The organism is Sphingobacterium pedocola, assembly GCF_015209965.1.
Taxonomy (GTDB): domain Bacteria; phylum Bacteroidota; class Bacteroidia; order Sphingobacteriales; family Sphingobacteriaceae; genus Sphingobacterium; species Sphingobacterium pedocola.
In genome coordinates this window covers 255,094-278,005 of the sequence record NZ_MU158693.1, presented here as the reverse complement: position 1 = coordinate 278,005, position 22,912 = coordinate 255,094, and the positions used below count along the sequence as shown (strand labels likewise).

General features: G+C 42.7%; 17 protein-coding genes. 8 read left to right on the top strand and 9 right to left on the bottom strand.

Going from position 1 to position 22,912, the window contains the following annotated elements:
* The first annotated feature begins 82 nt into the window (after positions 1–82).
* From C4F40_RS20775 to C4F40_RS20755, 5 genes are all read left to right on the top strand, one after another.
* Positions 83–1,222, top strand: a complete 1,140-nt coding sequence (locus tag C4F40_RS20775; RefSeq protein WP_196941345.1) for a FecR domain-containing protein — start codon at positions 83–85, stop codon at positions 1,220–1,222.
* Between the two features lie 256 nt (positions 1,223–1,478).
* Entirely contained in the window at positions 1,479–2,888 is a 1,410-nt protein-coding gene (locus C4F40_RS20770; protein WP_196941344.1) for a glycoside hydrolase family 16 protein, read from the top strand.
* Positions 2,889–3,270: 382 nt separating this feature from the next.
* The gene (locus C4F40_RS20765; protein WP_196941343.1) at positions 3,271–6,531 is read left to right on the top strand and encodes a TonB-dependent receptor; all 3,261 of its coding nucleotides are present in this window, start codon (positions 3,271–3,273) and stop codon (positions 6,529–6,531) included.
* Between the two features lie 144 nt (positions 6,532–6,675).
* Positions 6,676–8,136 carry a RagB/SusD family nutrient uptake outer membrane protein gene (locus C4F40_RS20760; protein WP_196941342.1) on the top strand — a complete coding sequence of 487 codons (1,461 nt, stop codon included), beginning with the start codon at positions 6,676–6,678 and terminating at the stop codon, positions 8,134–8,136.
* Between the two features lie 43 nt (positions 8,137–8,179).
* Positions 8,180–10,186, top strand: coding sequence for an FAD-dependent oxidoreductase (locus tag C4F40_RS20755; protein WP_196941341.1), 2,007 nt, complete (start codon positions 8,180–8,182; stop codon positions 10,184–10,186).
* A gap of 187 nt (positions 10,187–10,373) precedes the next feature.
* On the opposite strand, the gene C4F40_RS20750 is transcribed toward C4F40_RS20755, so the two are convergent.
* The 3 genes from C4F40_RS20750 to C4F40_RS20740 all read right to left on the bottom strand — a co-directional run bounded on the left by C4F40_RS20750 (position 10,374) and on the right by C4F40_RS20740 (position 11,645).
* On the bottom strand, positions 10,374–10,568 hold the full coding sequence (locus C4F40_RS20750) for a YqaE/Pmp3 family membrane protein (protein WP_196941340.1): 195 nt from the start codon (positions 10,566–10,568) through the stop codon (positions 10,374–10,376).
* A 63-nt stretch (positions 10,569–10,631) separates the two neighbouring features.
* Positions 10,632–10,928: a DUF4342 domain-containing protein gene (locus tag C4F40_RS20745; protein ID WP_196941339.1), complete on the bottom strand. Its 297-nt coding sequence runs from the start codon at positions 10,926–10,928 to the stop codon at positions 10,632–10,634.
* Positions 10,929–11,072: 144 nt separating this feature from the next.
* Complete coding sequence (locus C4F40_RS20740; RefSeq protein ID WP_196941338.1) at positions 11,073–11,645, bottom strand: hypothetical protein; 573 nt, start codon at positions 11,643–11,645, stop codon at positions 11,073–11,075.
* Positions 11,646–11,787: 142 nt separating this feature from the next.
* On the opposite strand from C4F40_RS20740, the gene C4F40_RS20735 reads away from it, so the two are divergent.
* Positions 11,788–12,282 (top strand): PepSY-like domain-containing protein, encoded by a 495-nt coding sequence (locus C4F40_RS20735; RefSeq protein WP_196941337.1) that lies wholly within the window; start codon positions 11,788–11,790, stop codon positions 12,280–12,282.
* 61 nt (positions 12,283–12,343) lie between these two features.
* Here C4F40_RS20735 and C4F40_RS20730 read toward each other — a convergent pair whose 3' ends face one another.
* Entirely contained in the window at positions 12,344–14,959 is a 2,616-nt protein-coding gene (locus tag C4F40_RS20730; protein ID WP_196941336.1) for a valine--tRNA ligase, read from the bottom strand.
* A 127-nt stretch (positions 14,960–15,086) separates the two neighbouring features.
* Here C4F40_RS20730 and C4F40_RS20725 point away from each other — a divergent pair, with 127 nt between their 5' ends.
* Together C4F40_RS20725 and C4F40_RS20720 are read left to right on the top strand one after the other, a co-directional pair.
* Positions 15,087–15,746, top strand: a complete 660-nt coding sequence (locus C4F40_RS20725) for a phosphatase PAP2 family protein (protein WP_196941335.1) — start codon at positions 15,087–15,089, stop codon at positions 15,744–15,746.
* Between the two features lie 43 nt (positions 15,747–15,789).
* Positions 15,790–17,658 (top strand): LTA synthase family protein, encoded by a 1,869-nt coding sequence (locus tag C4F40_RS20720; RefSeq protein WP_231390160.1) that lies wholly within the window; start codon positions 15,790–15,792, stop codon positions 17,656–17,658.
* Between the two features lies 1 nt (position 17,659).
* On the opposite strand, the gene C4F40_RS20715 is transcribed toward C4F40_RS20720, so the two are convergent.
* The 5 genes from C4F40_RS20715 to odhB all read right to left on the bottom strand — a co-directional run bounded on the left by C4F40_RS20715 (position 17,660) and on the right by odhB (position 22,852).
* The gene (locus tag C4F40_RS20715; protein ID WP_196941333.1) at positions 17,660–18,328 is read right to left on the bottom strand and encodes a hypothetical protein; all 669 of its coding nucleotides are present in this window, start codon (positions 18,326–18,328) and stop codon (positions 17,660–17,662) included.
* 112 nt (positions 18,329–18,440) lie between these two features.
* Positions 18,441–19,460, bottom strand: a complete 1,020-nt coding sequence (locus C4F40_RS20710; RefSeq protein WP_196941332.1) for a hypothetical protein — start codon at positions 19,458–19,460, stop codon at positions 18,441–18,443.
* Positions 19,444–21,159 (bottom strand): glycosyltransferase family 39 protein, encoded by a 1,716-nt coding sequence (locus C4F40_RS20705; RefSeq protein WP_196941331.1) that lies wholly within the window; start codon positions 21,157–21,159, stop codon positions 19,444–19,446. Before C4F40_RS20705 ends, C4F40_RS20710 begins: the two co-directional genes overlap by 17 nt.
* Positions 21,159–21,560, bottom strand: a complete 402-nt coding sequence (locus C4F40_RS20700; protein WP_196941330.1) for a GtrA family protein — start codon at positions 21,558–21,560, stop codon at positions 21,159–21,161. Before C4F40_RS20700 ends, C4F40_RS20705 begins: the two co-directional genes overlap by 1 nt.
* A 56-nt stretch (positions 21,561–21,616) precedes the next feature.
* A complete protein-coding gene (odhB, locus tag C4F40_RS20695) occupies positions 21,617–22,852 on the bottom strand; it encodes a 2-oxoglutarate dehydrogenase complex dihydrolipoyllysine-residue succinyltransferase (protein ID WP_196941329.1) in 1,236 nt (411 codons plus the stop codon).
* Positions 22,853–22,912: the final 60 nt, after the last annotated feature.

Genomic DNA, 22,912 nt, shown 5'->3' with positions numbered 1-22,912 from the left:
ATTCGAGACGTACCCCCTTGCTTACCTAGTTGCACTCTTTCAATAAAGGGGCCATTATAAACTGGGACTATTATAAACTTACATGCAGCGAGAAGAATTTCGAAAATTATTGCATCGGTATGCCGATGGCACGTGTACCAAAGCGGAAAAGCGCTTTCTGGAAGAAATGGTTCTTCGTGATCCCGTTGTCGATAATTGGTCGTGGGAAAGTGAAGAGGCGAGAGTGTTAATGGGGATTCGGATTAGACAAGCGATTGATAAGCGGCGTTATGTAAGCAAGTCTTCTTCCCGGTCGATGAGATTATGGTATGGAGGTATTGCAGCTTCGCTACTGGCAGTTTTCGGACTGATGTGGTCCGTCAGTGGGAGGAGAGACGTTAAGGAAAAGTCTTTAGTAATTTCAGAATCAGCTTCCTATCCATCCGATGGTGTCCGGCTCACGTTGGCCGACGGTTCTGTCGTTGGGTTAGATGGGCTACAACACGGACTGGTGAGTCATAGTGGGGGCGTCGATATCCGGAAACTTGACGGCGAACTGGTTTACGAGAAATCATCGGATTCCAAATCAGAGATTACGCCGGAGGTACCCCCACAAAACATCCTCCATGTACCCAATGGTAAGCAATTCAAGCTGGTCTTGCCAGACGGAACAAATGTATGGATGAATACAGCAACAACGCTCACCTATCCTGTCGCATTTACGGGGAGTGAGCGTAAGATAGTATTAGATGGGGAGGCGTATTTTGAAGTAATGCCCGACCGGTCAAAACCGTTCAAGGTGATGGCCCAAGGCCGGGAAATCACGGTGACAGGTACGCATTTCACAGTCTCTGCATATGCTTCAGATGATGAGGTGCGCACCACGCTATTGGAAGGCGGAGTAGATGTGCGCCATCGCGGCAAGATGCTTTCCTTGATTCCGGGTTTTGAAGCTGTTTCCTCAGCGGATGGCAATTTAGTAAAAAGACAGGGCAATCTGGAACGGGCGATGGCTTGGAAAAACGGTTACTTTTTGTTCGACGATATGGATGTGATTTCGGTGATGCGAAGCGTGGCGAGGTGGTATGATGTACGGATAGTCATCGAAGCGAATCTCCCTAAAAAGCGCTTCGGAGGAAGTTTTCCGATCACCGCAGGAATCGATGAACTGTTGGCTGACTTGGAATTGGTCAGCAAGGTTAAATTTGAACGCAATGGAAAGGAGGTTAGGATGATCTGGTAACTTGAATCTTTACCCAGATTAGCCGAAAAAACCGAAAGTGCGGCTAACGCTTTCGGCCAGAGTGGTCATGGTGCCGCAAAAAGGCTAATCCAATGGTTAGTTGGTACGTACCAGCTGACAATGATAAATTTAACAGAATAATCATTTAAAGAACTGTAATAGTTATTGCTATGGAACCATCATGATTTATTCTTTCAGGTGGGGAAATGAATAAATCTGATAGCTTCATCGCAGTTAAAAAACAAATTATATCCAGATGAAAAAAAGTAGGGCTAATATCGGATTGATCATCACAGCGTTGGTGATCAGCTCAATGGTAAGTTGTAGCGAGCATATTTTGAATCCAAATCCGGAGATTCCGTTGGAGGATATACCTGTACTAGCGGATCGGCGTTTGTCAATCAACGGTATTGATCTTGATCCAATGACCACGTTGGAAGAACCAATTGGTATCCCCCCCGGCGCGACCAAGGCTCACGTCCGGCTGACGCTAGCCGGTGCGATTATGAGCACTGCTTATGTACAAGTTAATACGAGTACTGGCGGAGCAAAGGGATTCAACGTCAATCGAGACATATCTACCCCTTTCAAATATCAATATTGGCGCCCCGGTGATGATGCTGACCTTTGGATTACGGTTGATATTATCAATCCGAGGCACACCCCTGGCGATCAATTCAAGATAACTTTTCCCGGCGAAGGAACCGCCGGCCCTGTAGCTTGTATTTTCCAGATTCAGGAAGGTGCCGTCAATGAACTTCCCGCTGAAATGCCCTTTCACCGTGATCCCCTTGTGTTTCACGCGGATGGAGTAACGCCAACGGTGGACTTGGATATGGCGGCCATTGAATGGTCAGATAGCGGTTTTGATGCCGACGGCAACCCAGTATGGCGCTCGAGGCTATCGCACGGTTATTCGCAGGCTGGTAACGGTGAGACTGGCCTGTACACAAACGTAGAGGCATTTCCAGACGATGCGGTGAACCCGCAGACCCGTGAGGTGGATAGCGAAGGCCGACCATTTGTACGGCTGCATACGGTAAAGTTTGAAGAGCCTGTTGTGTTTAGCGATAGAATATTTCCCTTTCAGGCGTCTGTATTGCAAGGTTCGAAATTGGATGAATGGAAGTATCGCCGGGGTGTTTATCGCGCGCAGATACAGACCCCTAGCCGTCGCGGAGCCTGGTCTGCTTTTTGGGCGGTAGGAAGCGTGCTCAGTACAGGCGTTAGCCAGTGGCCGCCGGAGGTCGACTTCTTCGAGAGCTTCAATGGAGCTTACGGCGCGGCCTACACACCGCGGTCGACAAGTTCTGCACAACATATCGGTGTGCATGGCTCCAATGTGCGGGATATGGTAAATGGTCTGAAAAGTGAATTGGACCGAGTTCCCGGTTTCGAACTGGACATAAACCTGAATGCTGAGCCCCACGACTACACCTGTATTATTGAAGATGACTGGATTACGCATTTCGTTGATGGTAAAGAAACCTTGCAGCATAGAAATATGCTTGATAGGACGGATGGCGGTACCGATTGGGCTTTCTACCCCATCATAAACGTGGCCGTGAAAATCGATGCTGGAAATCCTTATAACGAAGGGACTTCGGATCTACTATGGTATGGTCTACAGTATTATGCTCCCGGTTCAGGATGGTACGTACAGTAAGTAGGGGGTATTATCGAATGCAACCGGCGGAAGTCGGAAAGAGCAAAATTAAACACAAATGAAGGAGGTATAGAAATATGTATACTTGAATAGATTCCAAATAATGGATTCCCTGTGAGGGCATAAGCCCCAAAAAGCCGGAAGTGCGGCTAACACTTCCGGCTGGCGCGGTAATTTATGCCGCAAACAGGCTATCCAATGATCAATTGACAATATATAATTGGCAATTGATAATGATAGATTTAACAGAATAATCATTTAACCTGTATAACAAATGTATGCAATTTGTATTGCAATAACGTGCGGAATTTGCAAAAATTGCAAAACGCACAGAACGTATAAACCCGCGACGCATTATCGTGGCCTCATTAAGCTTTTGATTATGACTAAAATCATATTCGCTATCGTATTGATTACCGCTGTCCGCGCTGGAGCTGAGGTGTATGCCCAGAAAGCGAGTATTACAGCTAAGCAAATTCCGTTGAAAACGGTTTTTGCTGAATTGCGCAAGCAGACAGGCTATCATTTCCTTTACCTGACGGATGATTTGAAGGACACCGGTCCGGTGAGCCTGAGTTTTAATCAAGCCCCGTTAGTTGAGATCTTGCAGCATTGTTTTACCAACCAGCCGCTTACCTATCAAATCCGTGGAAAAAGGGTGCTGGTATCGAGGAAGAAAACCGTGTTGTCAATTTCCGATGAAAACCGGCCGCAGGAGATGGTATCGGGTTACGTCGTGGATGATCAAGGTAAGCCCCTGGTAGGCGTATCGGTTACTGTGAAGGGCACGTCCACCGCTGTCACCACAGATGAACGGGGAAGGTACACTATCGCTGTTCCAAATCAGGGATCTTTAGTGTTCACTATAGTGGGGTATAGGCCACAGGAACATCGTGTTAACGAAATAAGCAGTCGGCTCGATGTGACGATGCAAGCCGTTGTGAGCGATCTGGAAGAAGTGGTTGTTGTGGGGTATGGCACTATTCGCAAGTCCGACCTCACTGGATCCGTAGCGCAAATCAAATCGGAAGAACTGCAGGCGGTGCCGGTTTATAACTTGGAGCAAGCGTTAAAAGGACGTGCCCCAGGTGTGCAGGTGACACAGAACTCTGGGCAGCCGGGAGGACGGATAGAGGTTCGTGTCAGGGGTGGAAATTCGATGATTGGCGACAACCAACCATTGTATGTTGTAGATGGATTTCCATTGACCGGCGACTTGAATTTCCTCAATCCGGCAGATATCGAATCTATTGATATTTTGAAAGATGCTTCCGCCACGGCGATCTACGGGGCTCGCGGAGCCAATGGTGTAGTGATCATCACTTCAAAAAAAGGAAAAAAAGGAACGCCCAGCCGTGTAGAGCTGAACAGCTTCTACGGTTTACAGGAGGCGACCAAAAAATATGATCTGTTGAACGCTCGCGACTATGCCATCATCGCCAATGAGTGGTTGAAAAATGGGGGACAGGATCCTTATTTCGATCTCGACGAAGTGCAGGATCCGGGCACCGATTGGCAGGATGCCTTGTTGCGCACGGCGCACATTCAAGACCATACCCTCACTTTTTCGGGCGCATCGGAAAAAACGCAATACTCCCTATCCGGAAACTATTACGATCAAGACGGCATTTTGATCAATACCGGCGTGAAGCGCGGTTCGGTGCGGTTAAATCTTGGGCACGACGTGAAAGACTGGTTGCGGCTGAATGTAAACCTAAACCTTTCACGGAGACAGCAGCTGGCCGTGCCGGTAAACAATGGCTTTCGGGGCGGTGGCTCTATATTGTCTGCGGGTGCATCGGCACCGCCGACACTATCCATATATGACGAGAATGGACTTCCTACCCAAATTGAACGGGCTTATAGCTTTGGTTCTTCGGATATGAAAAACCCCATGATTTTTGCACAGGAGCAGACAACGTCACTCGGCAATACCGGTCTTGGCAACGCCAGTTTGGACGTGAAACTAAGTGAAAATCTGACGTTCAGAACGTTGGTTGGTTTGGAATACGCCTATACGTTGGAAGATGAGTTTCGTCCCATTATCTTCGAGGTAGACCGGGGTTATGCTCGCCAGCAAACCTATTACCGGAGTTCCTTTTTGAATGAAAATACGTTGACCTATTCCAAAGACTTTAATGATAAACACCGACTGACGCTATTGGGTGGATTTACCTATCAAACGGACCACAATCGCAATTTCAGAATCGACGGAACTGGGTTACCTGGCAATACCACCCGCAATTTTGACCTTTCGGCTATGGAAACCATTAATCCACCGACTTCGGGTATCTCAGAATGGGCATTGGCTTCTTGGCTGGGGAGGGCCAATTATACACTGGCAAACAAATACCTATTTACGGCAAGTATCCGTGCCGATGGCTCCTCGCGATTCGGAGCCAATAATAAATGGGCGATGTTTCCATCTGCGGCTGTGGCATGGCGATTATCTGAGGAATCCTTCATGCAAGACATCAGCTTCATCAATGACTTGAAAGTCCGCGCAAGCTATGGCGAAACCGGTAATACCGCGCTGGATCCATACCAGTCGCTTGACCGGATGGGGATTGTACGTACCGTATATGGAAACAACGAAGTGGTGATCGGGTACAGCCCATCGGGCATTTCCAATCAAGATCTGAAATGGGAAACCACCCGCCAGACCGATGTCGGATTCGACCTTAAGATTTGGGATAATCGGTTGACTGTGACAGGAGATTATTACTGGAAATACACGACCGATCTGCTCGCATCCGTACCATTGCCGCCTTCCGTAGGTTTTGGTTCTATTTTCCAAAATGTTGGCGAAATTAGTAACCGGGGAGTGGAGGTTGGCGTCAACGCCGATCTATTGACTGGCGAGTGGAAATGGAATCTCGGGGCGATGTTGTCGTCTAATCGGAATGAAGTAATTACCCTGGCTGGGGGCAGCGACATCTACAGCGCCGGCCAAGCAGCAGTGTGGTCCAGTACCAACATCGCGCGTGAAGGTGAGCCGTTGGGGAGCCTTTTTGGTTACTTAGAAGACGGATTGAACGAGAACGGATATATCAAGTATAAGGATGTAAACGGGGACGGTGTGGTGAATGCGCAAGACCGTGTGATCCTGGGTAACCCCACACCGGATTTGATCTATAGTTTGAACTCCACTGTGTCTTACAAAGGGGTGAGTCTCACTGTTTTTCTGGAAGGGGTACAGGGTAATCAGATATTCAACGCGACAAACGGTACACATTTGAATTCCTTCCAACGTGGAAGCAACCAATTTCAGGACCTGATGGGCAACTATTGGACGGTTGAGAATCCGGATCCGAATGCCAAGTATCCAAGAATCAGTTCGGCGTCTAATTTTGATATTTCGGATCGGTTTATCGAAAACGGTAATTACCTCCGGTTGAAGTCTGTCAATCTGGGATACGATTTACCTATAGCGAAGTGGGGCATGGCTTGGTGCAATGCGTTGCGTATCTACGTGTCGGGTACAAACCTACTCACGTTCACGAAGTACACAGGCTTGGATCCGGAAGTCAATACCCGTGGTGAGGACTCGCAGAAAATAGAAAATCGGCTGCGGATGGGGCATGACCAAAGCGGCTATCCAAACGCTAAAAACTATGTATTGGGATTTAGGTTAACATTCTAATTGAAAAAAATGAAACCGTCATGATTTGAAAAAATCACACAGTGACAGAATTAAACCGAGCTTGCGAGCTCTTGAACACCTGTGTAGCAAATAGCTATGAAAAATCATGACAGCTTCATCGCCACTAAATAAAAATTAAAATAGATGAAAAAGATAGGTTTATTAGTGATTGTGGGGGTCGGCGTATGGTTGACTGCTTGCCAAAACATGTTGGAAGAGGTGCCGATGGATTTCGTCTCGAGAAACAACTATTACCGAAATGAAGCAGATGCGCAAGGCGCATTGAATGGTGCATATAGTAGCGTGGGTAAAGAATTTTATGGCATCGATAATTTTATCTTATCCGAACTCCATAGCGATCTGGTGCTTGGCCGTGGATCGCAAGCGCCCATTTCAAATATGGATCAACTGCTGGATCAGCAGAATATCGGGCGTACAGCAAATCATTGGTTCAGGCTGTACGAAAGCATCAATCGCGCAAATGCTGTTTTAGCTAATGTGCCATCGATTACCGACATCAGCGAGAGTGCAAGTACCCGTATTTTGGCAGAGGCTCATTTTCTTCGCGCGCTGGCTTACTTTGAGCTGGTACGGGGGTGGGGGGCTGTTCCGATCAAAACGTCAGAAAGTACAGATTTATCAGATTTGGAATCACCGCGTCGACCAGAAAATGAAGTGTACGATCTGATCATTGCCGACGCTGAGGCTGCAGAAATAGGTCTGCTTCCAGCCGTCGGGCAGGAGACTGGTCAGGCTTCACAATCTGCTGCAAAAATGTTGTTGGCACACGTATACCTGACTATCGGTGACTGGCAGGCCGCTGCGGCCAAAGCAGAAGAGGTCATTACAAATGGACAATATACGCTGGTCGCTGTGCAAGAGCCGGATGATTTTTACGATATTTTTGCGTCGAATACAAGTTCGGAGGATATTATGTCCGTACACCATTCAGACGTCTCGCAATCGGAAATCACCAATTTCCTACACATGGGAAATAACCTGCCATATAACTACAGCAGTACGGGTTTTTTTGCCTGGTTACCTAATGCGAATTCCATGATCGGCGAGGAATGGGACGACGACGACTTGCGTAAACCCTTCAACTTGTATACGGAAATCCAAAATGCAGCCGGCCAATGGGTACCCCTTCCGGCAACTACTCCGGTGCTGTTTAAGAAATTCATAACGGACAACAGTGGGCTCCGGACGTACAGCGTGCCGGTTTATCGCTATGCCGAAACCTTACTGTTCTATGCCGAAGCTGCCTGCCGCGCAGAGAATGGACCTTCCGCATTGGCATTGGAGCGGCTGAATATGATTAGACGAAGGGCTTACGGATATAATCCCGACGTAGCTTCTCCGGTGGATTATCCGTCTGGCATGCAAGAGGATGACTTCATTGACGCGATCATGCAGGAGCGGGCCTATGAATTCTTGATCGAGCGGCGCCGTTGGTGGGATTTGAAACGCATAGGGAAAGCCAAAGAGGCGTTTGCAGCAATCGGCAAAACGTTGATTGACGAGCGGCTGCTATACCCCATCCCGGAAAATGAAATCAACAATAACCCGGCGATCGGTCAAGAAAACCAAAACCCCGGCTATTAAATATTGCACATATAACTCGTTAATTTTAATTCACAATTGATAGATGATGATAAAATTCAAAATATTCTTTGCCGCTATGTTTGTTTTTTGTTGGGCATATGGCGTCCAATCCCAAACAAAGCAATACGACCTCTGTATCTATGGTGGAACATCGGCCGGTGTAGTTGCTGCCTACACGGCGGCCAAGGCAGGAAAGTCTGTTATTCTTGTCGATCCCGGCCATAGACTGGGTGGGTTGAGCTCCGGTGGGCTCGGCCACACCGATATCGGTAATAAGTATGTAGTCAGTGGCTTAGCGTTAGACTTTTACCGCAAAATCGGAAAACACTACAATACCTTTGAACAGTGGATTTTCGAACCAAAGGTGGCAGAAGCAATTTTTAACCAGTATATGGAAGATTGTGGTGCCGAAATGAGATTGGGACAATTGCTGCTGGATGTGGAGAGGGTTGGTACCAAAATTACGCAAGCCCATTTCCGTTCGACTGAAAACACGGAAACACCTCCGTTGACGGTAATAGCAAAAATGTATATGGATTGCACGTATGAGGGGGATCTATTTGCAGCAGCTGGTGTATCGTATCACGTAGGTCGGGAAGACAATAGGGTGTACGGCGAAACACTAAATGGGGTTCAATTAATGGATGGACACCAGTTTCCGAATGGGATAGACCCGTATGTGAAGCGCGGCGACTCCAGCAGTGGGCTGCTATGGGGGATACGTGATGGCGAGCTACTCGCCGACGGCACAGGCGATAAAAAAGTACAGGCATACAACTACCGTATTACGCTCACTAACGTGCCCGAAAACCGTATCCCAATAGCCGAACCGGATAATTACGATCCTGCCCGGTATGAGCTGTTGAAGAGACAGAAGGAAATCCAACCGTGGAAAGGATTGAACGATGTATTCATCTGGAGCGGGATGCCAAATGGGAAAACCGATATCAACAACCGCAATGGCTTTTCGACCGACATGATTGGCATGAATTGGGACTACCCCGAAGCGAACTACGCACGCAGACGGGAAATTATCAAAGCCCATGAAGACTATACCAAAGGGTTACTGTATTTTGTGGGCAACGATCCGTCAATTCCAGAGTTTATCCGCGAGGAAATGCAAAAGTGGGGGTATCCCAAAGATGAATACGTAAACGATGGTCACTGGAGTCCGCAGCTCTATATTCGTGAAGCTCGGCGGATGGTTGGCGAACTGGTGATGACTCAGCACCATTGCCAAGGTAAAGAGGTGGTAAACGATGAAGTGGGCTATGCCGCCTATACGATGGATTCACACAACTGTGATCGGTTGGTGATCAACGGCATGGTGAAGAACGAAGGCAATGTGGAAGTTGGCGGTTTTCCACCATTTCCGATTTCATACCGTGCAATTGTGCCCAAGCGTGATGAGGTTACGAATCTATTGGTGCCCGTCTGTCTGTCAGCTAGCCATATTGCTTTTGGTTCCATACGAATGGAGCCGGTATTCATGGTATTGGGGCAGTCTGCAGCAGTGGCTGCTTGTCTAGCAATCGATCAGGGCATCGATGTACAATCCGTAGGTGTCTCGGAGATAAAAGCGGTATTGGCTTCCAATCCTAAAGCGGACCAGCGGCAGTCAGATATACTCATCAGCAGTTCTGATGTGGATGCTGTACAGTTTACCGGGAATTGGAATCAGGGTAGTAACGATGGCTACGGACGTAGCTACGTAGAAGCTGATAGTAAAGACGGACAAAGCACGGCTAAATTTACGGCAGCTTCTTTGCCCGCCGGTAGCTATGACGTGTATACCTATTTTCCGAAATCCGACAAAAGTTCCCAGCTGTTTACTTATTCCATTTATGACGGCAAGACTTCCGACGAAAAGCAACTGGATTTGTCGCGCGTGGAAATAAAAGGACAAACATCCAGTACTTGGGTGCCTTTGGGAAGTTCTGTCGTTATCGATGGGGACAAACCCGCTTTTGTAGAAATCAGTACGAAAGGTGCAAATGGAATAGTTGCCGCAAACGCGGTACTCTTCGTGCCTACCGATGACCAAAGATAGACTGCGCTGTTGTTGGATTAGCTCAGTTGATTAGCGTCGATGTAGGGTTTAAGCAGAGAGTCGCTGGTTCGAGCACGACTTCGGGAACAAAAAAAAGAGAAAGTCGCTTATCAGCTAAGAAAAGCGACTTTCTCTTTCTAGTGTAGATTCGTGCGCTAGGATAGTTTTTGTCACAGATCTCTTTTTGTTAATAGTTCATCCTACGCGCTAAAATTCTAATGCGCGCCTTATTCTTTCCGTCTATTCTGGACGCTACCGCCCATATTGCCGCGGGAAGCCAACCTATTAAGGTGCATTGTAAAATGAGACATACAAAGCCTGTTAAAATTCGTCCCCTCAAAAAGAAAGATAACCAAGGAAGAAGAACAGCGATCAATATCATATTGTAATTAAATCAGCATTTAAAGTATAAGTCCTACTACGTACTGGTAGTAGGACCGTTTAATTAATTTACGTCGATAATTTGAGTTTCTTGAGCAGCTTCCTCATCGTTTGCACTGTCCTTGTTATTTCGTTCGACCGTGATTTTACATTCTGTAAGCAGTGCGGCTAATGTGCCAACAGCAGCAAAAATAGGAGCTAATAATATTCCGATCACACCCAAGGTCACTGGAAAGCTCATGATTTCTTTTCCTGATTTATCAGCTATACTGATTTTTGTTACATTGCCTTCAGCGATTAAGTCCTGAATCTTCTTTAGTAGATTCTCTCCTTTTATTGAAAATGTTTCTTTGAATTTCATATCGTATATCATTTATAAATTTGTTATTTGATATATCAAAGATAGGGGCAAATTTATCTCACCAGTACCTGTTTTAGGTGTAGTATGTTGTGTTCTCGGTAAAATGGGGGGTTCTGTCGGTAAAACCCCTCACACTACCTTTCATTATCCTTGGTACAGTTTATTGTGACGTAATTTTTGATCAATACCTTTATCGTTTACTATAGTGTTTAAATATGCTCTTTCCTGCTCTCTATTGTCAAAATCGAATGCACATACTTGTTTTTTAAAATTCATGAGCTCGATTAGAAGGTAGTCGTTAAATGAATTAAATAGGATATGCATTCCCGATGGTTTTTTTGTAAAAGTATAGATACGCTGATTTTGAATGTTTAAACAAATTGGATCTTCGTGTAACGACTCTCCTATAATCACAAAATTACTAAGTTCATCTAATGGGAAGTATTCGGTTAGCGTTTTGCTATATCGGCTGGTATGAAGCCATTCCAATTCATTATATCTCTTTAGATAATACATAAATTCAGCACTCTCGGTGGCTCCGAAGTGTTTGTAATACGATCGGATCTGATCTCCAAATCCAAACGATATTAAAGACACTTCATTTTGCAGGGGAATTCCTTTGGCGACAACTTCATAGGTTGATAAAAAGGATTTTAAATTATCAACCCAATTGATTTCTCCAATTGCTGCAATAGGAAGTATTGGTTTTTTACTCATGTATATGTTGTTTGTTAGCTCAAATTTAATGAAATTCGTACATAGGTCAAGCGCAAAAAAGGAAATATTAAAATGGATCTAATTTTAGTAGGTCATTCAAACATTCTGACCATTATTCGTGTTTTAATAGATAAATGTATTTATGAAAGCTTTATTTTTTACCGTTTTCGTTGTTGTATTGTCAAGCTGTGGCAACTCGGCGAATAATCCCAATTCCAAAAATAGCCCCTCGTCTCCTTCTAATGAAACGAATGTAAGCGGCGCTGAGACCAAAGGAGAATTACCCGCCGCAGCTAGTAACTTTTTGACTACGTACTTTAACGCCCTGCAGATAAAAAATGTTATCCATAAGAAGTCTCCAGTCGCTGATGGTACATTTTTCGAAGTTGAACTTTCCGATCTAACGGAAATAGATTTTGATAAAAATGGCAATTGGGTGGAAATCAACGGTGATGATAACACGAAGTTACCCATTGATATGCTGCCAAGCGCTGTACAAGGATATCTGAATGCACATTATACCGGTATCGGATTGACAAGTATCGAGAAAACGGACCAAGGCTATGAGTTGGAATTAAACAATGGTATAGAGGTATATTTCGACCTGTCTGGAAACTTTTTGAGAGAAAGCAAATAGCATTAAAAAAGGGAAGCCTCATCTGATTCGAGGGCTTCCCTTTTTTGTTGTGATATATAGCTTATCCCAAGCTTACCAGGCTTTCCGTCAAGATTTTGATTTTAGCTTCGGCATCCGCTTTTTTATTTTGTTCATTTTCTACGATTTCGGGCTTCGCATTTGCTATAAAGCGTTCATTCGATAATTTCTTATCTACGGATACCAAGAAACCTTGTAAATATTCAATTTCTTTGCGAATACGCTCTCTTTCAGTATCGACATCAATATTATTGGCTAAAGTAATATAGCATTCATCTCTTCCCGCCAAGAAACTGACCGCGCCGGCTACTTTATCTTTCACAAAAGTCAACTCTTCAATGTTTGCTAATTTGATAATACTCTCCTGATATGTTGAATAATCGATATCGGTCGCGTTAATGGCCAACGGTAAAGCAATCTTTGGCGAAATGCCTTTGGAGTTTCGTACATTTCGTACCTCTGAGATAATCTGTTGAACGGATGCAAATTCCTTAATGATAGTTTCGTCAAAACCTGCTATCGCTGGATATGGAGCCACAATGATACAGTCTTTTGGATCGCGTTGGCCAAACAATTCGTCGTGCCATAATTCTTCCGTCAAGAAAGGCATAAACGGATGCGCTAATGAAAGGATTTTTTGAAAGAAATTTTTTACCGTTTCTAAGGTTTCCTGTTCAATAGGCATTTGGTAAGCGGGTTTTACCAATTCCAGGTACCAGGCACAGAAATCATCCCAAATCAATTTGTAAGTGGTCATTAATGCATCCGACAGACGGTATTGTTTGAAATGTTCGTCTATTTCCACTATAGCTTGATTAAATCGACTTTCAAACCATTGAGCGGCAGTTTTTTGTGCTGTAGTAGCCGGTGAGTCTGTGGTTTCCCAACCTTTTACCAGACGGAATGCATTCCATATTTTATTGGCAAAGTTACGCCCTTGTTCGCAATAGGAAACATCAAACATTAAATCGTTTCCGGCTGGTGAGGACAATAACATACCTACACGGACCCCATCGGTGCCGTATTGCTCCATTAACTCGATTGGATCGGGCGAATTTCCTAAAGACTTAGACATCTTACGGCCTAATTTGTCGCGGACAATCCCTGTTAAGTATACATTCTTGAAAGGTGCTTTTTCGGTATAGTTGTGTCCCATAATAATCATGCGGGCCACCCAGAAAAATAGGATCTCCGGCGCGGTTACTAAATCATTGGTCGGGTAGTAATAGTTGAAATCTTCGTTTTCGGGGTTGCGTACGCCGTCAAAAACAGACATGGGCCATAGTCCTGAGGAGAACCAGGTGTCTAATACATCTTCTTCCTGACGAATGCTATTTGCCGTTTTTCCTTGATTTTTGAATTCCTGAATAGCTTCCTCCTGTGTTTTGACAATGACCCATTCATTCTTCTCGTTATACCATGCTGGGATCCGTTGTCCCCACCACAACTGCCGCGAGATACACCAATCTTTTACATGCTCCATCCAATGCCGGTAAGAGGCCGTGAACTTGTCGGGAATCAAACGTACTTCCCCACTTTGTACATAATCTAAGGCAGGTTTAGCTAATTCGTCCATCTTACACCACCATTGCATAGATAATTTCGGTTCGATAGCGGCATCCGTACGCTCAGAAAAACCAACTTGAGACTTATAGTCTTCAATTTTTTCGATTTGACCAACCTCTTCCAGTTGTTTTGCAATTTTTTTACGGGCGATGAAGCGGTCTTCTCCAACCAAAATAATTGCTTTTTCATTTAGGGTACCGTCATCATTTAAGATATCGATAACTTCTAAATTATGCTTTTGTCCCAGTTCGTAGTCATTTAAATCGTGTGCCGGCGTCACTTTCAGACAGCCGGTACCGAATTCCATTTCTACATATGTATCTTCGATAATCGGGATTTCACGGTTTACTAGGGGCACAATTACGGTTTTACCTTTCAAGTGGCGATAACGTTCGTCGTTTGGATTGATACAGATAGCAGCATCTGCCATAATCGTTTCCGGACGAGTCGTAGCAATGATCAGATACTCGTTACTATCTTTAATGGTATAGCGGATATAATATAATTTTTGCTGTACTTCTTTCCGGATTACCTCTTCGTCAGATAGCGCTGTCTTTCCTTGCGGATCCCAGTTTACCATGCGCACGCCGCGATAGATATAGCCGGCTTTATAAAATTTGATAAATGTATCGATTACCGATTCGGAAAGATCTGCATCCATTGTGAATTTGGTGCGTTCCCAATCACAGGAAGCCCCCAGTTTTTCCAACTGCTTTAAGATAATACCACCGTATTTCTCTTTCCACTCCCAAGCGTGCTTCAGGAAATCTTCCCGGGTAAGGGATTTCTTGTCAATACCCTGTTCTTTGAGCATAGCAACTACTTTGGCTTCCGTTGCGATTGAGGCATGGTCTGTTCCGGGAACCCAGCATGCATTTTTTCCTTGCATACGGGCCCTACGGATCAATACATCTTGAATAGTGTTGTTTAGCATGTGCCCCATATGCAATACCCCAGTTACGTTTGGTGGAGGCATTACGATGGTATAAGGTTCACGCGAATCGGGAGTAGAACGAAAAAACCCGTTTTCCATCCAATATTGATACCATTTATCTTCTGCTTCTTTCGGATTGTAAGTTTTTGCTATGCTCATTTTTTACTTTAGTAATAGGAATTAGTAAATAGGAACGCAAATTTAAGGAAATAAATGATATAAATATCAACAAACACTTGTGAACAAAATGCGAGTTGTCTAAGTTTGTGAAACCAAAATATCGAGAATGCATTCTAACCCCTTACGCTTTAAGCAATTGTTATTTGATCTGCGATTTGTACTGTCGTCATTACTCCTTGTAGAGATTGTATGCGGGCTCGTCAGTCTGAAGTATGACCAAATGGAACAATTCCGAATCGTGAATGCCGTTCATCACGAATGGGCTGATTGGTTTTTCAGGTTGTTTACCAATGTTGGAGATGGCTTATTTGTTGTAGCGATAGGTTTATTGCTGGTTTTTACGCGGTATAAGTATGCTATCCTAACTATTGTGTCTTTTTTACTTTCGGGCTTAGTTGCACAGATTATTAAAAAATCAGTAAAAATGCCTCGTCCAGGATCGGTATTTAAGGATGATCCCACGTGGTATACATTACCCGACTATCATATTCATGGAAATTACAGTTTCCCCTCCGGACATACGACCAGCGTTTTTGCACTAATGATGGTATTGTATTATGTTTTCCCATCCCAGCGGAGCAATCCTTTATTCTTTATTTTGGCTTGCCTGGCGGGGTATTCGCGTGTTTATTTGTCGCAGCATTGGACAGGAGATGTGTATATAGGAGCGATCGTAGGTTCAGTCGTTACGTTTTTGCTTATTTATTTATTCGACCACATGAAGTGGTATCACAGCAAATGGGCCAATAGTAAATTTCAGTTGTAAATTTTAGATTAAATTTAAGTTAATTACCTTTGCCTACATTCTGATGATAGGTAACGTGAAACAACAATACAAATCGGTATACTTCTTACTTTTATATTTCGTTTTCTGGCTCTTTATAGCTTGGATAGATCGGTTATTGTTTTTGGTGTATGCTGCCCCGGTAAATACCGTATTCACTTTTCAGGAGATTCTGCGTATATATTCGGCTGGATTTAAGCTGGACGTATCGATGACGGCCTATATTTGCGTACTGCCTTTTATCGGTTATTTTCTTTGGTCATCATTTCCGAACTGGTCTTTTTCAACGAAATGGATCCGGATATATACTTATTCGATCTTAATTATTCTGGGCCTTTTATCCTGTATCAGCATCAATCTATATACAGAGTGGACAGATAAGGTTTCCCGGAGAGCTATCGAAACTTTTTTTGAGACACCACAAGAAGCCGTTTTATCTGCTGTATCTACAAATTTATGGATCCCCTTTCTCGTTTTTGTCGTGGTTAGCATAGCTGGAAGTACGATTTTTAATCTTTTATTTAGGCGTGCCTTCGTTAAATTTAAGACGCATTTTACACTTCATATCTTGGGCTTCTTTGTAGGGTTAATCTTTTTATTTACGTGTATTCGTGGTGGCTATGGTACGTCTCCATTGAATGAAAGTATGGCCTATTATTCATCCAATCAATTTTATAATCATGTCGCTGTAAATACACATTGGTCTTTTATCAATGATATGGTAAACAGCGCGAGCAGCGGTAATCCATACAAATATTTTAATGATAGCGGCGATATCGATCTTATGCTCGCTCCTGTATTTCCAAAAAAGAGAGATTCATCTATTTCCATATTAAATACCGAACGACCCAATGTGATATTGATTTTATTGGAGAGTTTTACAGCGGATCTGATCGAAGACTTGGGTGGCGAGAAGGAGGTGACCCCGTATTTAGATCAAATTTCGAGACAAGGGTTATCCTTTACACAGTTCTATGCCGCGGCAGATCGATCAGATAAGGGTATTATTGGTGTCTTTTCGAGCTTTCCGGCGCAAGGCAAGGAAAGCATTATTAAATCCATCAAAAAGCATGAGAAACTTCCCGGTATAGGACAGGAGATCCATAATGCGGGCTATCATACTTCATTTTATTATGGAGGACAAAGTGAATTCTATAATTTCAAATCCTATATGATGTCGCACGGGATTAATCGTGTCGTAGATATGGCTGATTTTCCGTCTTCATATAACGAGTCTTCGTGGGGCGTATATGATCATCATGTATTTGAAAGGGTACTTGCAGATCTGAATCGTGAAAAAAAGCCTTTCTTTTCAACCGTTTTTACTATTTCAAATCACGAACCTTTTGATCTGAAAACAATCTACAAATTTGGTAATAATACGACGGCTAACAAGTTTAAGAGCACGGCGTTTTACACGGATTCGGTTTTAAGCGATTTTTTTGAAAAGGCAAAAACAGAAAGTTGGTATAAGAATACACTTTTTATACTCACTGCAGACCATGGACACCGTTTGCCGTATGAACGTGAAATCACCGATCCTAAGCGCTTCCATATTCCTTTAATTTTCTTTGGCGATGTATTAAAAGAACAATTTAAAGGACAAAGAATAAATAAAATAATGGGGCAGGTCGATTTGGCCTCTTCTATATTGAATCAATTAAATATACCTTCGGATCGGTATGGCTGGAGCAGGGATGTTTTCGATGCTCATTTTACGCCCTATGCATTTTTTAATACCAAACATTCTGTAGGCATAATTTCCGAAAATGGTACGCTGGTATTTGATCCTAAATCACAACAAGTGCTCTCTTCTTCTGGATATGAAAAAGGCCTTCTAAATATATTAAAGGCCTATAATCAAAAGGTGTATGCTGAGTATCTCGGCTATTAAATTATACTCCCGCTTGGATTTCTCTTTTATTTAATGGATTAACAAAAATGGTGAATATAGTGAACGCAAATATAAATTCCCATAATTCCCATTTACGTGGATGGTCTAACAGCATGACCAACACAGTGGCAACTAAAAAGAGGATGCTTTGGAAATTTGTAGAGACTGGAATACCGAACTGGTTAACAAGTCCTTTGATTTTATCGCTCTTCCTGTAAAGTATTGGAAGCAAGATGAAATAAATCCCGAAAACTACTGAAAAAGCATAAGAAAATATTATTTTATTGATTTTTGCTCCACCAACGACCATGTTATGGAGATTTGTTTCTCCTTGTGCATTGTTTTGTTTGAAAAAATCGGAAGATTCTACACTGAAAATACGTTGTCCCCAGGAAATCTCTTCCCCTGCTCCAAAGATCAAACCCACAATCATGATAGCAAGTCCTATTTTCCAGTTCAGTTTATGATTCGATTGGAATTTAGCAAAAATAAGAATGAGGAAAATCGCCGTTAAAAATAGAAATAAAGAGGTTAAATTTTCGAAAACCCCATCCTCTTCTACCAATTGAGAAAATACCGGTAAATCGGTAAAGTAATAGTAATATGAAATTAGAATACTTCCCAAAGTGACAATAGTAGGGAATAGAATTTGATTTTTCTTCGCTTGCATGAACAAACTTAGATAAATTTGCTTTTATATGCAATTATAATTGTGTTGAGTATAATTGCAAATTTATCGGTCGCTCCTCTGCCTCTGAGAGCTTATTATAGCGGAAATGCCATTATTTCTTTCTATTAAAAAGATGTCCTATCGTATAGCGCAAGATAAATTGTTGTTGACTATCCACTACGCCTTCGGAAAAATGAAACCCTGCTATAAATCGTCCTTCCAGATTTCTGTACCGAAGCGGGATCCAGCCGATATCTAGACGGTCGTATTGTTTGGATGTATAGAAGACATCTCCATAAGGAATGGCTAATGATTCGCCGGTATAGAAGGTGTTCCGAATAAAGAATTTGTAGTGTTCCAGATAGATTTCACTCAACAATCCCTTTGGAAACTGCCACTCGTATACATTACGAAGACGATCATAGTTGATAATCCCTCCAATATTAATGTTGATGGAATCTAACCACCCTCGATCACTTAAATCGGCTCCGATATGTAACGATGCTGCTCCATTGTCCCGTATATGATCAGTGGGATCTGGAGTATTGACCATAGGCCCTGCGTTGTGCCATAAAGTAGCAAAATGCTTGACATAAAATGTCTTGTTTAAATTAACATTTCCCGAAATACCAACCATGAATTGTTCGCGATCTGTTTTCGTTTGACGACTGTTCCAGTCTATCCAAATCTGTTGATGAAAATATTCGTTTTTATATTTAAGCAGCATACCTTCAAGGTTGGGTTGATAATACCCAATCGTATCACTCAAAATAGCTTTGGGGTATTCGTCAAGGTATTCATGTCGGGGAAACATCCCGATCTTGAAGTCAAATCCATTATTATCGTAATTGTAATAGGCGACCGGACGGACGGGATTCGTAATATTCTTGGTTCCAAATTCATGTAAATAACTAACCCCTAGTCGTATACGATGAATGCTGTCCACAAGCAGACCAATCTCGGGTGTGACTCTGGTTCCAAAAATAGTTTGAGGATACCTGTCTGAGTTTGAATATTCGCGATTATCCGCAAAACCATGGAAATCAACTTGTCCTTCTATTTGCTGTGCCTGAACAACCTCATAGGCACACAAACATATTCCTAATGCTAAAATTTTAATTTTCAGTAACATATATCGGATATTTTTTACTATTACGCGGACCGATAAAAGGATCGGTTCGCAAGGAAAACATAATTAATCTTTCACCCAATTCAGAAGGTGCAGTAATCGTTACCTGGATATGTTTTGTTTGCTTCGGTGCAATTTTTAAAACATGATAACCTTCGTCAAACTCGAAAAACTCCCCAGATTCATAGACATACTTCGTGTACCCATATTCAAAAAATAGAGGCCATTTACGTTCCGCATTGTTGAATGTTATTTCTTCGTCATACGGGTTAGTGATGGAAAGCGTGATTTGATATTTCTTACCTTGTTGTATGGTGTCAGGAAGATTATCGCATGAAATTTCTACCTTTTGATATAAACGAACCGTATCGATGTTGATACCATACCAGGTGCCACGCAACTCGGATGTTATGGTATCTTGTTCAATCGTTTCAAAGGAATAGGGTCTGACAAAATAGACATTTTTGTTGCGCAGGCTATCTTCTATCGGCCAATAATCGTACTGGGTTTTACGATAAGTACGCGGATTATAGGACAAGGCCGTTACGGTATTCGTATAAAAATTATAAGATGACGCATCCTGAAATCCATTGTCAAAAATAAGGTATCTGCCTTTGGCTTTTTCTTTTATTTGGCTTGCAAGATCAGCATGTCCCCAATACACGCTCACTGCCTTGATCTTTTGTAAGGCGGGAATAGGAACGACAAGGGCGAATCGAATAACCATAATCAGTGCAACGGTGATATATAATAATGTATAAAACCATTTGGGAATCTGATATCTTGCTAGCGCAATATAACCTACTATAAATAAAGGGATATAAGCCAATAAAACCCATTGCGCCTGTACACGGCTTTTGAAAGAGGAGAGGAAAAAGAAAATTAAAAATCCCCAAAAGACGAATTTTAATATTCGTACAAAAGTGTCCTCATTTTTTAGCCCGAAAAACCGATAATACAAATACCAACCGGATAATGGCCCCACCACAAGAATAAGACTCAGTAGATAATCCAATGTGAATGACACCTTATATTCCCTGGCGTTTCTTTCAAATACGTGGAACTGGATAGACGGGTAATCATTCTTGATTTGCCATAATATATGCGGCAGATATAGCGCCAAAGAAAAGAGCACAATAGACCAAAAGGAAGGTCTCTTCAGTAATTTCCAATCTGCAAGAATCGTGAAGAACAAAAGTAGAATTCCGTGATACTTACTGTACAACAAACCAGTAATGACTAACGAAAGACACAGGACAGTCTGGATGTTGAATCGTTTTTCGTGGAGATATCCTTTTAAAAAATAGAAATAGAGGATGGCGAAGAACAGGAGCGGGCTATCCGGGGAATTAATAAAGCCATATACGTGAAATATGACGAAGCTACAATATAAACAGGCAAAAAGCCAAACGTTATCGGCATAGGGTCTTACAATCTGCCAGAGAAAATAAATAGCACATACATTGCTAAAGATACTGATGATTCGTACCCCAAGTGGTGACTGCGTGAAATATGTACCAATTTTTATAAAAATGGCTACCATCGGAGGATGGTCGTAGTACCCCCAATCCAGAAACTTATTATATATCCAATAGTAGGCTTCGTCTACATGGAGCTCCATAAATGTACCCTGAATCAAGTTTATAAGAAGCCAAAACAGTAGAAAATGCTGGATTTTGAAATTCTTGATGAATGATGCCATTAAGATACTGCCGTGAAAGTATAAAGATAATTAAAAGAAAAATTCCAGATGGATACGATGCCTATAGCAACTAACTTGGACAAATAGAAATTCCATTTCAATTTTTCGTGAAAGAAATACAATATTGCATTATTTATTGCTAACCCGACTATGGCAATAAAGAAGAATTTGGAAAATTCTACAAATTTTGCCTGGGCATTTTCCGTATAGAAGGTCCAATATCTATTTAGCAGGTAGTTGCTGATGGTAGCAATGATAAAACCGAAGGAATTCGCCACATATTTGTGAATTTTTGCTCTCTCTTTGCATAACCATGTAATAGAAAAATCAACAAGTACACCCGATGCTCCGACCATGGAGAACATGAGAAACTTGATGATGAGTTGTTGATCTATTTGCATAAAGATAAAAAAGGCTACCTAATTGTAGGTAGCCTCAAAGATATATAAAATCTTAGTTATACTTCCAATAATAATCTCGCAGGGTCTTCTAATAGCTGTTTTACTCGTACCAAGAAGCTTACTGACTCACGGCCGTCAATAACGCGATGATCATAAGATAATGCAATGTACATCATCGGGCGAATCACCACCTGGCCATTTTCTGCTACAGGGCGCTGTATAATGTTGTGCATACCCAATATTGCTGATTGTGGTGCATTGATAATAGGAGTAGACATCATCGATCCAAATACACCGCCATTTGTGATGGTAAATGTTCCTCCCGTCATTTCTTCGATGGTCAACTTGTTGTCTCGAGCTTTTCCAGCTAACGCAGCGATAGCTTTTTCTATTTCATGCAATGACATAGCGTCGGCATTACGAATTACAGGAACGACCAAACCTTTGGGTGCCGAAACCGCAATGGAAATATCCGCAAAGTCAGAATATACCAATTCGTTTTCCTCAATACGTGCATTTACTGCAGGCCATTCTTTTAGGGCTGTAGTCACCGCTTTTGTAAAGAAAGACATGAAACCAAGACCGATTCCGTGTTTCTCTTTGAAAGAGTCTTTATATTTAGCCCGCAAATCCATGATTGGTTGCATGTTTACCTCGTTAAAAGTGGTTAACATAGCCGTTTCATTTTTAACGGATACCAAGCGTTTTGCAATGGTTTTACGTAATGAAGTCATTTTCTCACGACGTTCGTTACGTGCACCGGCTACCGCAGGAGCTGCTGTTGCAGCACTAGCAGCAGGTTTAGAATCTGTTTTTGGAGCGGCAGGGACCGATTGTGCTTTTTCTGCATCTTCTTTGGTAATACGGCCATCTTTGCCAGTTCCCTTGATCGTAGACGCATCGATTCCTTTCTCTCTTAATATTTTAGCTGCGGCAGGAGAAGCTGTTCCGGCGGCATATGAGTCTGGGTTTTCAGAAGCATCCTGCGTTGGAGCACTTGATTCTTGTTTTGCTGGCGCTTCTGCAACTGGTTTTTCAGCGCCAGATGCTGGAGCTTCACCATCCTCGATCGTACATACCACTGCACCAATTTCTAAAGTATCACCTTCTTGAGCAATGATTTTTAATACACCTGCTTTTTCGGCAGGTAATTCAAATGTAGCTTTGTCTGATTCCAATTCGGCAATATTTTCGTCCATTTCGACGTAGTCGCCATCTTGCTTTAGCCATTGCGCTAATGTTACTTCGGTGATCGATTCACCTACCGTAGGTACTTTGATTTCTAAGCTCATATATCTATTTCTGTAAAACCAACTTTATATATATGTTTTAAACTTAGATAAATTTGCTTT